This is a genomic window from Plantactinospora sp. CA-294935, from assembly GCF_050936445.1.
Taxonomy (GTDB): Bacteria; Actinomycetota; Actinomycetes; order Mycobacteriales; family Micromonosporaceae; genus Plantactinospora.
This window is the reverse complement of sequence record NZ_JBNJMU010000001.1, coordinates 1,359,194-1,371,978: the sequence shown is the minus strand read 5'-3', so window position 1 is coordinate 1,371,978 and position 12,785 is coordinate 1,359,194. Positions and strand designations below refer to the sequence as shown.

The following is a 12,785-nucleotide window of genomic DNA, read 5'->3' as shown; positions in this document are numbered from 1 at the left end:
ATCGTGACCTCGATCAGTGAGGGCGAGTTCGAGCGGCTGTTGGTCGGCTTCGAGCGTGAAGCCATCCATCTTGAGACGCGTGACGCCTATGGCACGGCAGTGGAGCTGCCGCATATGGCGAAGTGGGCGAACGGCGAGCCGGATGACCTGGCGTGGTTGGAAGGCTGGTGCGAGAGCCTGCGACAGCACGTCGAGGCCGGTCGGTCCGTGCGGCGGGCGCGGATCGTGTCCGAACCGCTCAGCGACTACCAGCGCTGGTCGTGGAGCATCGCGCAGCCCATGGTGGAGGCTGGCGAGGACATCCGTTGGATACCCCGGCGACGCGTGTCGTCGGTAGCCGTGCCTGGCAACGACTACTACCTCTTCGATGACCGCCTGGCGGTCTTTCTCATCTACGCCGGCAACGGCTTGGCCGTAGATCGGGTGGCCTCTTCCCAGCTTGCTGACCTGCGATTGTGCCGGTCGGCGTTCGAGGCCGTGTGGCAGTTGTCCATCCCACACCGTGACTACCAGCCCATCTAGTGCCGCAGGCCGGAGCCAGGAGGCCCAGTGAGGCAACGGCTGCCAGCGGGGCGCGGCTTCGCGAAATCCTGGACAGCGGTCGGGAGGTACCTGCCGGCGGTCGCGTGCCCCTGATCGGCATGATGGTGGGCATGCGGCTGCTGGTGCTCGGTGGTACGTGGTACGTCGGTCACGCCATCGTGAGCGCCGCCATCGAGGCGGGTTGGGAAGTGACCACGTTCAATCGAGGGGCATCTGATCCGTTCCTCGAACAGGTACGAGCGGTTCGAGGAGACCGGAACCAGGTCGATGCTGTGCGTGCCCTGGTCGCCGCTGGCACCTGGGACGCCGTCGTGGATACGTCCGGTTACGTGCCGCGCAACACGCTCGACGTAGCGCATGCCCTCGCGCCCGTTGCCGGCCGATACGTCTTCATGTCGACCGTGAGCGTCTATCGGGATTGGCCGATCGAGCCACTCACCGATGAGTCGGCACTCCTGGACTGTCCGCCCGATGCCGGCCAAGACTACGGCGAGGATACCGAGGATGGCCCGACGAGGTACGGCTACCAGAAGGTGGGTTGCGAGTCCGCGGCGCTCCTGGCCTTCGGTCCGGATCGGACCACGATTCTCCGTCCCGGTGTTGTGCTTGGCCCGCGCGAGTACGTCGGCCGCCTGCCGTGGTGGCTCCGCCGGGTCGCTGCCGGGGGTCGGGTACTGGCTCCCGGCTCGCCGGAGCGTGCGATTCAGCCTGTGGACGTGCGCGACCTTGCGGCGTTCGTGCTCCGGACCATCACCGACGGGGCATCTGGGACATACAACGTGACGGCGCCGATCGGCGGGACGACCTTCGGGGATCTACTCGCCGCATGCGCCGAGGTGACTGGGTCCGACGCAGGCTCGTACTGAGGGAGCTGTAGGTGATGGCCGCAGTAGGCGGGGCAGCCCGTCGGCGGCGAGAAGTCGTGCATCCGCCGTGGTGCGTACCTCAGCGCTGTGAGTTCCTGGTTCCGCCTCAGTTCCAATATGGACTCCCCCTGCGCAAGGGGCCGGTGCGGCTGCTTGGAGATCGGCGTGGTGGCGGCAGCGTAGCCGTGTACATGGTCGCCGCGCAGGCAGGCCCGCCCATGCTGGGGCTGCACGCGGCCGGACGATGGCGGGGATCCGGAGGTGCGTTTCTTCGGCTCGTTGACGGATGGCAGCTTGCCCGGCACCTGGACCACGTGCTGGGCGAAGCGGGATTCACGTCCCCGGGGGGAGGCGGCGATGCCCGAGCATGAGCGGAAGGACGGAGCGCCGAGATCGGCGCTCGGCATCGCTCCCGATACCTGCCCGCTGTGGTGTCAGGGCTGCTTGTCGAGCAGCCCGGGGCACCGTAGTCGGCTGGCGACCGTCGGCAGGGAGGGTAGCGGTTGGCTGAGTGTCCAGCTTGTCGCCGATCGAGGGGCCGGTCACGCGCCACTGTTGCAGATCGACGTCACGCGGCACGGATCCACCGAGACGGTGCTGCTCACGTTCGCACAGACGGCGCGGATGATCGGAGAGATCATCCACCTTCCGCATCCGATCGGAGCCTGGCAGCTTCGAGACGATGCGGCACCGGGGGACGAGTCAGGAAACTGACGGGTATCCCGCTCCCCGGGCAGGCTCGGGGAAGCCCTGGGCGGCGAAATCTGCCCTATAGTCGGCAGGTCGGGGCTGGGTGGCCGTCCGGTGACTCTGTGACAGGGGTGGGTTCTGTGTCGGAGCTTGCCACCCGGGTCGGGCGACCGCCCCGGCGGATCAGCCGGTTCCTCACCGAGGCGCGACTGGGCTGGGTGGACGCCCGGCTGATGGTCGCGATGCCCGGCCGGGAGCGCGCGCTGCGCTTCATCGCCGTGCTGCTGTTCTGCCAGCGGGCGAGCTACATCGTGCCGGCGCTGCTCGGCATGTCCAGCGGCGACACCCGCTACCACAGCCCCGCGCTGAACACGACGCTGCTGGTCGGCGTGGTCGGCTGGAACGTCCTGCTCGGTGCGTTCGTGTGGCGGCGGGGTTGGTTCAGCTACGGGCACGTCGTGCTGGACGTGGCGATCATCTGCGGGCTGCTGGTCGTGGTCAACGCCAACATCCGGTCCGGCTACGAGTTGTCGGCGGCGAACTGGGCCGGCAAGTTCGCCCTCGGCTCGGCGGCGCTGGTCGGGGCGGTGCTGAGCCTGCGTGCGCTGCTCGTCGGGCTCGGGCTGCTGGTGCTGACCGCGGTGGTCGCCGCCTCGGTGCAGATCGGTGGCCTGCCGCCCTGGGAGTCGGGCTTCGTCAACCACGTCAACTCCAGCCTGTGGTTCGCGCTGGTGCTGCACTTCACCCGCCGGTTCCTCTGCGCCCAGGCCAACGCCGTCGACGAGGCGACCCAGCGCCGGCTCGCGGCCGAGACGGCGACCGCGGCCGGGGCGGCCCGGTACGCCGAACGCCTGCACCACTACCGCCGGCTGCACGACACCGCGCTGGCGACGCTGACCGCGATCGCCCGGGGCGGGCTGGACCATCGCGCCGAGGACGTCCGGCGGCGCTGCGGCCGGGAGGCCGACTACATCCGGAGCCTGGTCACCGAGGACCGGGCCGAGGCGGAGAGCACCCTCGGCGCCAGCCTGGCCGAGGTGGTGGCCGACGCGACCGGGCTGGGCCTGCGGGTGCACCTGCGCTCGGGCAACGTGCCGTCCCCGCCGCCCCGGCACGTCGTACGGGCGGTCTGCGACGCGGCCCGGGAGGCGCTGAACAACGTGGCCCGGCACGCCGGTACCGGCGAGGCGTGGGTCACCGTCGACTGGTACGACGGCGTGCTCGGCGTACGGGTCGTCGACCGGGGGGTCGGGTTCGACACTGACTGCGTCACCGGAGGTTTCGGGTTACACCGCTCGATCGCCGAACGGATGACCGAGGTCGGCGGTGAACTGCGGCTCTTCTCCGAGCCCGGTCACGGCACGAGTGTCGAGCTGCTCTGGCCGGCGTCGTCGCCGGAGGCGGACGAGTAGCGGTGCAGCCCGTCCTCGCGGACCCGGTCGGCGAGGTCGAGTTTGGTGTACGTCGGCCGGCCCGCGTCGCCGTACTTCGCCTTGACCCGGTCCAGGTACTGCCGCGCGGTCGTCGGCTGGATGCCGACCTTGCGGGCCACCGCGGTCAGCGTCATGCCGGAGGCGTAGGCGACCAGTACCGCCCGTTCCTTGGGCGCCAGCTTGGGCCGGTCGGGCCGCTCGTCGCAGGACCAGGCGAAGGCCAGCTCGGGGGAGTGTGCCACCTCGCCCCGGGCGACCGTCCGGATCGCCTCGGCCAGGCTCGGCAGGTCGTGGTCCTTGGTGAGGTAGCCCGACGCGCCGGCCCGGATCACGTCCACACCGTGCACCACGTGCGGCACCACGCTGACCACCAGCACCGGCCGCCCGGTGGCGACGAGCCGACGGACGTTGTCCACCGGCGCGGACCCGTCCGCCAGCAGCAGGTCGAGTACGACGACGTCGGCCGGGCCCGGTTCGGTGTCGAGGAGCTGGTCGACGGTGGCCGCCGTGCAGAGCAGCCGGAGGTCGGGAACCGAGCCGAGCCAGGCGGTCATGCCGTCCAGCAGCATCCGGTCGTCGTCGACCACGGAGACCGAGAGCGCGGACACGATAGACAGCACCTCGCCTTCCGCCGGGGAGGGTGACTCCGGAGCCTAAAGCGGTGGGGTGGCAGGGGACCCGGACACTAGAGCCCCGCCGATCCGCTGTCAAGACGCAGTTTTTGCTTTCTGGTACCTCCCGGTGACAGTCAGTGATCCTTTGCTGGACTCGAGTCCCGTCGGTGAGACCCGCCGCACGGAGCTCGGGACAGCGGGGAACCGCCCGACGGCGGCTCCCTCCGGCTGGACGGGGGAGTGCTCATGCGACTGTCGGCGATCTGGAGTTCCCTGGTCGTCCCGGACGACCTCGGCTACTTCCGCTGCCGGGACCGGTATCTCGTGGAGAATCCGGACCTGGCCGCCTGGGCGGTGCTCACCGAGGAGGAACTCGGACTGCTGCGGGCGCTCGCCTACGGGGCCGTCCCACCGTCCGGATCCGGCGGGCCGGGCGAGTGGCACCGTCTCGAACGCCAACTCGCCACCCTGGTGCTGAACTGGCTGGTCTACCTGCCGGGCCGGGTGCCCCGGGTCCGGCCGGCCGAGCCGAGGCTGAGGGCGGTCCGCTACGCCATCACCGACGGCTGCCACCCGCCCCGCCGGGACCGCCCCGCCTCCTGCGCCCACCCCCGCCCCGGTGAGCTGGAGCCGGCGGAGTCCCTCGACCTGGTGGACCAGATCGCCGAGCTGGGCGCGGAACTGCTGATCCTGACCGGCGGCGAACCGATGCTGCGACGCGATCTCTTCGACGTGGCCGATCTTGCCCGCAGTCGGGGGCTGCGGGTCAACCTGGTCACCACCGGCAGCCGGATCCGGGACGCCGGCACCGCCCAGCGGATCGCCGACACCTTCGCCAGCATCACCGTCAGCCTGGACGGCGGCGGCCACGAGCTGCCCGGTACGACTCCGGGCGAGGGCACGCTCGCGCGGACCGTACGCGGGCTGGCCCTGCTGAACGCGGCCGGTGTCAAGCCGGCGATCGACCACGTGGTGTCGCCGGAGAACATCGCCGCGCTGGACGACCTGATGGCGTTCCTGGACGGCATCGAGTTCAGCCGGGTCCGGATGATGAGCCACACCGCCGTCGACCGGGGCGGCTCGGACGGTCCGCACCTCGGCTGGGAGTACCTCGGCGGGGAGTACCCGCTCGCGGCGCGGCGGTCCGGCTGGACGAGTCCGGTGGCCCGGAAGGTCCTCAGCCAGGGCCCGAGGGCGCATTCCTCGTGCCCCGTCCAAGCCGACTGCGGGCTCCACGGCATCGACCTCCACATCGACCCACGCGGCGACGTCTACCCCCGCGAGTCGGTCCCCGGCCCGCCGCACCCGGCCGGCAACCTGCGGAGCCGGCCGTTGCACGAGATGTTCGCCCCACCCGTCCACGCCGACCCGTCGCCGGACGACGTCGTCGAGGGCGGGGAGCCGGCCGACTGCCGGCGCTGCCACCTGGACCGGCTCCGGCCGCGCGGGGGGACGGGAGTGCGCGACGAGCCCCCGGGAGGTCCGGGACGGCTCGGCGCACCCGGCGTACGACGACCGGCACGCCCGGACTCCGCTGTCCGGCGGATGCCGGTCGCTTCCACTGCTGACCACCGGACCGGGAGGTGCCGCGTGACGGTCGGAATCAACTCCGGGATCGTCTGGGTCGACGACGACGAGGAGGTCCGGCTCTACAACCCGGAGGACGGGGATTTCCAGACGTTCAACGCGAGCGGCGCGCGGATCTGGCGCCGGCTCGCCGCCGGCAGCGCCGTGGAGACCGTCGTGCGTGACCTGGCCGACGCGTTCGGCGGCGACGACGGCCGGGAACGCGAGGCCGTCGCCCGGGACGTCCGCGAGTTCGTCGCGTTGCTGCACGCCCGGGACCTGCTCCGGACGTCCGAGCCGTCCGGACCGGCCGGAGTGGAGGGCGACCGGTGAGCGGCAGCGGCTTCGCCGACCTGGTACGCGCGACCCTCGCCGCCGGGGGACTGGCCCGGGTACCGGTCACCGACTCCGGCATGCTGCCGGTGCTCTCCGGCGGCACCGTCGTGGTCGAGCCGGTCGAGTTCGACCAGATCCGCCCCGGCGAGGTGGTCGCGTACCAGCACGGCGAGGGGATCGTGGTGCACCGGGTGGTGGCCCGGCTGCCGGAGCACCTGCTGACGGCCGGCGACAACCTGCCGCTGTACGACCCGCCGGTGCCCCGGGCGGCACTGCTCGGCCGGGTGCCGCAGGTCGCCGCCCGGATCCCGGGTGTCCCGGCCGTCGGCTGGCCGCCGCTCCCACTGCCGGACGGCGTCACGCTCTGGCTGGTCGGCGCGGCGGCCCGGGCCGTACCGGAGACCGACCACCAGCTTCCGGTGCCGGGGAGCCGCCGTCCGGAGGCCCTGGTCCGGGTACGCCACCTCGCCGCCGGCTCCGCCCTGCCGGACCGGGTACGCCGAGCCCTGGACGCCCTCGACGCGCTGGGCGGGGTGACCGTGGGCATCTCCCCGGCAGCGGTACGCCCGGTCGACGACCTGCGTGCCGGACTGGCCGGCCCGAGCCGCCCGGCGCAGCGGCTCGACATCGTGCTCGGCTGCCGGTTCGGCTCGCCGGCCCTGCCCGGCGCCGCCGGAGGGAGCGCGGTCGCGCCGGAGGCCGGGCCCGGCGACGCCCAGCCGCTCATCGCCCCGGACGACGTCGACCACCACCTGCGGACCGGCCCGCCACTGCGGGAGACCGGTCCGGAGAGCGAGATCCGGATCATCCTCGCCACGCTGGGCGTACCCCCGTTGCCGGGATCCCCGGAGCCGGCGCTCCCCGGTGCACCGTGACCCCGGCGATCGCCGCGACCGACCTGGTCAAGGTGTATCCCGGCGCCACCCCGGCGGTCGACGGGCTGACCTTCGACGTCCCGCCCGGCCAGGCGGTCGGGCTGCTCGGCCCGGCTGGCGCCGGCAAGACCACCCTGCTCAAACTGGTCTGCGGCGCCTGCCCGGCCAGCTCGGGTCGGATCCTGGTGCACGGCCGCCAGCCCGACGCCGGCACGCGCCGGGACGTGGCGGTGGTGCACCAGTCCGGGCCGTTCGACCTGATGTTGACGGTCCGGGACAACCTGCGGATCGCCGCCGCGTTCCGGGGTCTGCCCTGGCGCCGCGCCCTTTCCCGGGCCGACGACCTGCTCGGCGCCTTCGAGCTGACCGGCAGTGCGGACCAGCTCGTGCACACCCTCTCCGCCGGGCAGCGGCGCCGGCTCCAGCTCGTGCGGGCGCTGCTCCGGGTACCGAGAGTCCTGCTGCTGGACGAGCCGTCGGCGGGCTTGGACGTCGAGGGCCGGCGTCGGGTCTGGGCCGCCCTGAACGAGCTGCGCCGGCAGCACGAGCTGACCATCGTGCTGACCAGCCACTACCTCGACGAGGTGGAGCGCAACACCGAACGGGTGCTGGTGCTGTGCCGGGGCCGGATGATCCGGGACGGCGCTCCGGCGGATCTGCGGGACGAACGCGGCGAGGCGCGGGCGGTGCTGCGGAGCGGGTCGGTGGACGGCTGGCCGGCGATCGCCGCCGGGGCGCTCCGGCTGGGCCTGGCCGCGGCCCGCAGCGGCAACGAGATCGTGCTGACCGGGCCGGACCTGCGGCGGCGGCTGCCCCGGCTGCTCGCCGAACTGGCCGACCAGCGGATCCCGGTCGACAGCGTGGAGCTGGCCACGGCCTCGCTGGAGGAGGCCTTCGTGGCCCTGACCCGATCGGAGCTGACCACCCGGTGAACCTGTCCGACCTGGTTGACGACGACACCGCCGCGCCGCCCTGGCACGGCTCCGGATTCACCGCGACGCTGCGGCGGGAGTGGCTGCTGCTCACCCGCAACCGCAGCAACCTGTTGCTCGCGGTGGTGCCGACCGCCGGCTACATCGCGCTCTTCGCCACCTCGCTCGCCGACCTGATCGGTACGGTGACCTACCGCGGCGAGCCGGTCGGCTACCCCGACTTCGTGGTACCGGCGCTGATGTTCGCCGCGCTGCTGGCCGCCGCCACCACCTCGGGTACCGCGCTCGTCCAGGAGCGGGCGCACGGGATGGCGCTGGAACTGTGGTCGTACCCGCTCACCCGCTGGCAGTACGTCGCCGGCAAGCTGCTCGCCGGTTCCGCCCTGGTGTTCGTCCAGACGGTCGCGGCGCTGGCGGCCTCGGCGGCGCTGTTCCGGGGTCGCTGGCCGGCGGACCGCTGGGCCGCGCTGCTCTGCGGGGCGCTGCTCGCCGCGCTGGCGTTCAACGCGCTCTGTCTGCTGCTCGCCACCGTGGTGCAGGACTCCCAGCGGTTCACCGTACTGGTGAACGTGCTGGCCCCGCTGCTGCTCTTCGCCAGCCCGTCGTTCTATCCGATCGAGAATCTCGGTACGGTGCAGCGGATCCTCGCGGACGTCAACCCGGTCAGCTACGGCGTCACCGCGCTCCGGGAGGCGCTGCTGCGCGGGTTCCCCGGTGCCTGGCCGTACTTCCTGCTGCTCGGGGTGGTCGGCGTCGTCGCCGTGGCGGGGGTGGGTCGGGCCCTGGTGCGGCAGTCCCGGGCGCTCTGAACCGACCCGGCCGGGCTCGCGGTCAGACCTTCTGGTCGCGGCTGGCCAGCCCGGCCGGTGCGGCCGCCAGGGCCGCCTGGATCGCCTCGACCAGGGCGAGCGCGGACTCCTCGGTCAGCTCGACCGCGACCCGGGCGCCCGGACCGGCGGCCGGGTTCAGGAAGTCGATGTTGAGGGTGTGTGCGTACGGGGCGTGCGTCGGATGGTCCACGTAGACGCAGGCGTGGCTGACCGGGAACCACCCGTCGGCACCCTTGCCGCTGCCGTCGACCTCGCGTTTCACCGTGACGTACGTGCACATGCCGGCCTCCTCTGGCTCGGGGCGGAACGGGGTCAGGCGCCGAGCTGGCGGTCGAAGAAGTCCCGGACCCGCTGCCAGCCCTCGGTGGCGGCCAGCGGCCGGTAGCCGGGCCGGTCGACGGCGAAGAAGCCGTGCCCGGCGTCGGCGAAGGTGTGGAACTCGTGCGGCTTGCCGAGCCGGGTCAGCTCCCTGGACAGCTCGTCCGTCTGGGCCGGCGACGGGTACTGGTCCTCGGCACCGAAGAGCCCGAGCAGCGGGCAGCGCAGCTTGTCGGCCTGGTCGAGCAGCGGCCTCACCGCCAGCGGGAAGCTCTCCGGCGGGTCGCCGACCACGAACGCGCCGTAGCAGTCGACGGCGGCGTCCAGCGGCAGCCGGGTGGCGGCCAGGAACGCCTGCCGGCCACCGGAGCAGTACCCGATCACCCCGACCCGGCCGTTCGAGCCCGGCAACCCGCGCAGGTGCTCGGCCGCGCCGCCCACGTCGCCGACCAGCCGGTCGTCGGGTACGCCGCCGGCGGCCCGCGCGGTGGCCGCCGCGTCGTCCGGGCTCGCTCCCGGCGCCTCCCGGGAGTAGAGGTTGGGGCAGATCGCCGCGTACCCGTAGCTGGCCAGCCGGCGGGTGATCTCCTTGGTCGCCTCGTCGTAGCCGGGCATGTGGTGGATCACCACCACCCCGCCGTGCGGCGTGGATCCGACGGGCTGGGCCAGGTACGCCTCGATCTCGTCACCGCCCGCCCCGGTGATCCGGACCGTTCCGGCCTGCATCGCGTCCTGCAACGTCGCGCTCCCGTCCTGCTCGGCCGGTCTGTGACCGCCGGCCGTACCGAAGTTTCGTTAGCCTGGGGTAACTATTTCAGCCGGCGGTCGGTGACGGCCGGGCGCCCCGCTGCGGGATCTTGCTCACACCGGGAAGAGACCCAGGACAGTGGCTCCCGGTGCCCGTAGACTGACGGCACAACTTCATACCTCATCCAGAGGGGCTGAGGGATACGGCCCGATGACGCCCCGGCAACCACTCCACGGCGGAGCAGGTGCCAAATCCGTCCCCGCCGCGCGGTGCGGCGCCAGGGAAAGATGAGAGGACGGCAATCGTCATGACGTCGATCATCGACGCGACCCCCAGCCAGACCAGCCCGGTGGCCCCCAACCCGGCCCGCGTCCTCGTCTGTCGCGGTTGTGGCACCGAATACCCGCTGGTCGCCCAGCACGCCTGTTACGAGTGTTTCGGCCCGCTGGAGGTCGGCTACGACGCCGCGACCCTGGCCCGGGTCACCCGGGCCGACATCGAGGCCGGCCCGAAGAACCTCTGGCGGTACGCCGCCCTGCTGCCGACCGGCCAGGACCCGACCACCCGGGTCACCCTCGACCCGGGGCTGACCCCGCTGGTCCCGGCCGCCGGCCTCGCCGCCGAGCTGGGCATCCGGGCGCCGCTCTGGGTCAAGGACGACAGCGCCAACCCCACCCACTCGTTCAAGGACCGGGTGGTGTCGGTGGCGCTGACCGCCGCCCGTGGCCTCGGCTTCACCCGGTTTGCCTGCGCCTCGACCGGCAACCTGGCGAACTCGGTCGCCGCGCACGCGGCCCGGGCCGGGGTGCCGTCGATCGTCTTCATCCCCGGCGACCTGGAGCAGGGCAAGGTGGTGACGACCGCCGTCTACGGCGGCGACGTGGTCGCCATCGACGGCTCGTACGACGACGTCAACCGGCTCTGCGGCGAGCTGGTCGAGACCGACGAGTTCGAGGACACCGCGTTCGTCAACGTGAACGTCCGGCCGTACTACGCCGAGGGGTCCAAGACGCTGGGGTACGAGGTCGCCGAGCAGCTCGGGTGGCGGATCCCCGAGCAGGTGGTGATCCCGATGGCCAGCGGCGAGCTGCTGACCAAGATTGACAAGGCGTTCAGCGAGCTGGTCGAGATCGGACTCGTCGAGGCGCCGGCCAACGGCTGGAAGGTCTTCGGCGCCCAGTCGGCCGGCTGCAACCCGATCGCCGTCGCACTGCACGCCGACACCGACGTGATCACTCCGGTTCGGCCGACCGGGATCGCGAAGTCGCTCAACATCGGTGACCCGGCCGCCGGGCTCTACGCCCTGGAGGCGGTCCGCCGCACCGGCGGCTGGATGGACTACGCCGACGACGACGAGATCCGTGCCGCCATCCGGCAGTTGGCCCGTACCACCGGAGTCTTCGCGGAGACCGCCGGCGGGGTGACGGTGGCGGTGCTCGGCAAGCTGGTGGCGAGCGGCCGGCTGGACCCGGACGCCGAGACGGTCGTCTACAACACCGGCGAGGGCCTCAAGACACTGGACGCGGTGGCGGCGCAGGTCGGTCCGACGTACCGGGTCAAGCCGTCGCTGCGGGCGGCCCGCGACGCCGGCCTGCTCGGCTGAAATTCCGGGAAGAATTTTTTCGGCATCTGCCCGGGCCTGCCCGGGCAGATGCACGTGCAACTTGCAGGTGAGATCGTTCAGGTCCGCCGACCGAGTGATGGACCCGGTGGTACGGATGCGGTGCGTAGCTGCTGTTTTGCCGCCCGTGACGAAAACGCGCGGAAGAGGGCTTGACGCCTGCATCTGCACGTCGCAAGATGCTCCGTGCGGGAGGACGCACCGCCGTAGACTTTCAAAGCTCTTACGACCCGACGCCGGAGGCGTTGTGCGGGCGTCCTCCCGACCAAACTCTCTCTCTCGGCCGGGCTGCCGCAATCGTCCGCCCGTTGGCTCAACGCGGATCCATCGACCCGGGTGACGGTTCGCCGATATTCGGTCGCGCCCGGTTCGTGCAAGCGGCACCCTCCAGGGCATGGACATCCTCGTCACTGCACTGGACGTCGCCGACGTCGCCGCCACCGAGCGGGCGTACGAGATCGAGTCCGCCGCCCGGGCGGCCGACCAGCCCGACATGCCGAGGCTGCCCCGGCAGCGCTTCTTCGCCGGGCTCCGGCACCCCTGGCCCGGTAACGACGACCGGCACGCGCTGGGCTGTCTCGACGGGGTGGCCGTGGGCTACCTGGCGGTCTCGCTGCCGCAGCGGGAAAACCGGGAGAACGCCGGGCTGACGCTCGCCGTCCATCCGGAGTACCGCCGCCGGGGCGTCGGCCGGGCCCTCTACGAGTACGCGGTGCGGGTGGTCCGGGACGAGGGCCGCAAACGGATCATCGGCGAGGTGGCGAACATGAGCCCGGAGGCCGCCCCGACGATGCCGGGCGACGCCTTCGCCGCCGCGATGGGCGCCAGGCCGGCGCTGGCCGACGTACGCCGCCGGCTCGACCTGACCACCCTCGACGAGCCGGAACTCGACCGGCTGCTGGCCGAGGGCCTGACCCGGGCCGAGGGCTACTCGATCGTGCGCTGGCAGGGCGCCACCCCCGACGAGTACGCCGAGGACGTCGCCTACCTGGACAGCCGCCTGGTCAGCGACGCGCCGATCGGCGACCTCACCTGGGAGGCGGCCAGGCCGGAGGTGACCCGGCTACGCGAGATGGAGCAGGGCTACCACGATCGCGGCCAGTACTGGTACAACAGCGGCGCCCGGCACGACGCGACCGGCCGGTTGGTGGCCTGGACCGGGATCGGCATGAGCGCCGGCTGCGACTGGCACGCGTTCCAGCAGATCACCCTGGTCGAGCCGGCGCACCGGGGGCACCGCCTCGGCACGGTGATCAAGGTCGACAACCTGCGGCACATCCGGGCGTACGAGCCGGCGCTGCGGTTCATCGACACCTTCAACGCCGCGTCGAACGACTACATGATCTCGATCAACGAGGCGCTGGGATTCCGCGCGGTCGCCGGGCTCAACACCTGGCAGGCGACCCTCTGACC

13 protein-coding genes and 1 riboswitch are annotated in these 12,785 nt (G+C 72.2%); of the genes, 10 read left to right on the top strand and 3 right to left on the bottom strand.

The genetic code is table 11. The features are described from left to right. The first annotated feature begins 3 nt into the window (after positions 1-3). The 4 genes from ACQEVC_RS06210 to ACQEVC_RS06195 all read left to right on the top strand — a co-directional run bounded on the left by ACQEVC_RS06210 (position 4) and on the right by ACQEVC_RS06195 (position 3,511). The gene (locus ACQEVC_RS06210) at positions 4-522 is read left to right on the top strand and encodes a DUF6879 family protein (RefSeq protein WP_432874097.1); all 519 of its coding nucleotides are present in this window, start codon (positions 4-6) and stop codon (positions 520-522) included. Between the two features lie 131 nt (positions 523-653). Continuing rightward, positions 654-1,409, top strand: coding sequence for an NAD-dependent epimerase/dehydratase family protein (locus ACQEVC_RS06205; RefSeq protein ID WP_432874096.1), 756 nt, complete (start codon positions 654-656; stop codon positions 1,407-1,409). 357 nt (positions 1,410-1,766) lie between these two features. Further along, positions 1,767-2,123, top strand: coding sequence for a hypothetical protein (locus tag ACQEVC_RS06200; protein WP_432874095.1), 357 nt, complete (start codon positions 1,767-1,769; stop codon positions 2,121-2,123). Positions 2,124-2,239: 116 nt separating this feature from the next. After that, complete coding sequence (locus ACQEVC_RS06195) at positions 2,240-3,511, top strand: sensor histidine kinase (protein WP_432874094.1); 1,272 nt, start codon at positions 2,240-2,242, stop codon at positions 3,509-3,511. On the opposite strand, the gene ACQEVC_RS06190 is transcribed toward ACQEVC_RS06195, so the two are convergent. Continuing rightward, on the bottom strand, positions 3,454-4,152 hold the full coding sequence (locus tag ACQEVC_RS06190) for a response regulator (protein ID WP_432874093.1): 699 nt from the start codon (positions 4,150-4,152) through the stop codon (positions 3,454-3,456). The genes ACQEVC_RS06195 and ACQEVC_RS06190 overlap by 58 nt on opposite strands. Positions 4,153-4,392: 240 nt before the next feature. On the opposite strand from ACQEVC_RS06190, the gene ACQEVC_RS06185 reads away from it, so the two are divergent. The 4 genes from ACQEVC_RS06185 to ACQEVC_RS06170 are packed head-to-tail and all read left to right on the top strand — an operon-like array spanning position 4,393 to position 8,664. Then, complete coding sequence (locus ACQEVC_RS06185; protein ID WP_432874091.1) at positions 4,393-6,045, top strand: PqqD family peptide modification chaperone; 1,653 nt, start codon at positions 4,393-4,395, stop codon at positions 6,043-6,045. Next, positions 6,042-6,923 (top strand): hypothetical protein, encoded by an 882-nt coding sequence (locus ACQEVC_RS06180; protein WP_432874090.1) that lies wholly within the window; start codon positions 6,042-6,044, stop codon positions 6,921-6,923. The genes ACQEVC_RS06185 and ACQEVC_RS06180 overlap by 4 nt, the downstream gene beginning before the upstream one ends. Continuing rightward, positions 6,920-7,855 carry an ABC transporter ATP-binding protein gene (locus ACQEVC_RS06175; protein WP_432874089.1) on the top strand — a complete coding sequence of 312 codons (936 nt, stop codon included), beginning with the start codon at positions 6,920-6,922 and terminating at the stop codon, positions 7,853-7,855. Before ACQEVC_RS06180 ends, ACQEVC_RS06175 begins: the two co-directional genes overlap by 4 nt. Continuing rightward, entirely contained in the window at positions 7,852-8,664 is an 813-nt protein-coding gene (locus ACQEVC_RS06170; RefSeq protein ID WP_432874088.1) for an ABC transporter permease, read from the top strand. The genes ACQEVC_RS06175 and ACQEVC_RS06170 overlap by 4 nt, the downstream gene beginning before the upstream one ends. A 22-nt stretch (positions 8,665-8,686) precedes the next feature. Here ACQEVC_RS06170 and ACQEVC_RS06165 read toward each other — a convergent pair whose 3' ends face one another. After that, the gene (locus tag ACQEVC_RS06165) at positions 8,687-8,965 is read right to left on the bottom strand and encodes a DUF6295 family protein (RefSeq protein ID WP_432874087.1); all 279 of its coding nucleotides are present in this window, start codon (positions 8,963-8,965) and stop codon (positions 8,687-8,689) included. 32 nt (positions 8,966-8,997) lie between these two features. Next, on the bottom strand, positions 8,998-9,741 hold the full coding sequence (locus ACQEVC_RS06160) for a dienelactone hydrolase family protein (RefSeq protein ID WP_432874086.1): 744 nt from the start codon (positions 9,739-9,741) through the stop codon (positions 8,998-9,000). A gap of 187 nt (positions 9,742-9,928) precedes the next feature. Further along, positions 9,929-10,045, top strand: a riboswitch (SAM riboswitch). Between the two features lie 13 nt (positions 10,046-10,058). Here ACQEVC_RS06160 and thrC point away from each other — a divergent pair. Next, complete coding sequence (thrC, locus tag ACQEVC_RS06155) at positions 10,059-11,354, top strand: threonine synthase (RefSeq protein WP_346260922.1); 1,296 nt, start codon at positions 10,059-10,061, stop codon at positions 11,352-11,354. Positions 11,355-11,766: 412 nt separating this feature from the next. Further along, on the top strand, positions 11,767-12,783 hold the full coding sequence (locus tag ACQEVC_RS06150) for a GNAT family N-acetyltransferase (RefSeq protein WP_432874085.1): 1,017 nt from the start codon (positions 11,767-11,769) through the stop codon (positions 12,781-12,783). Positions 12,784-12,785: the final 2 nt, after the last annotated feature.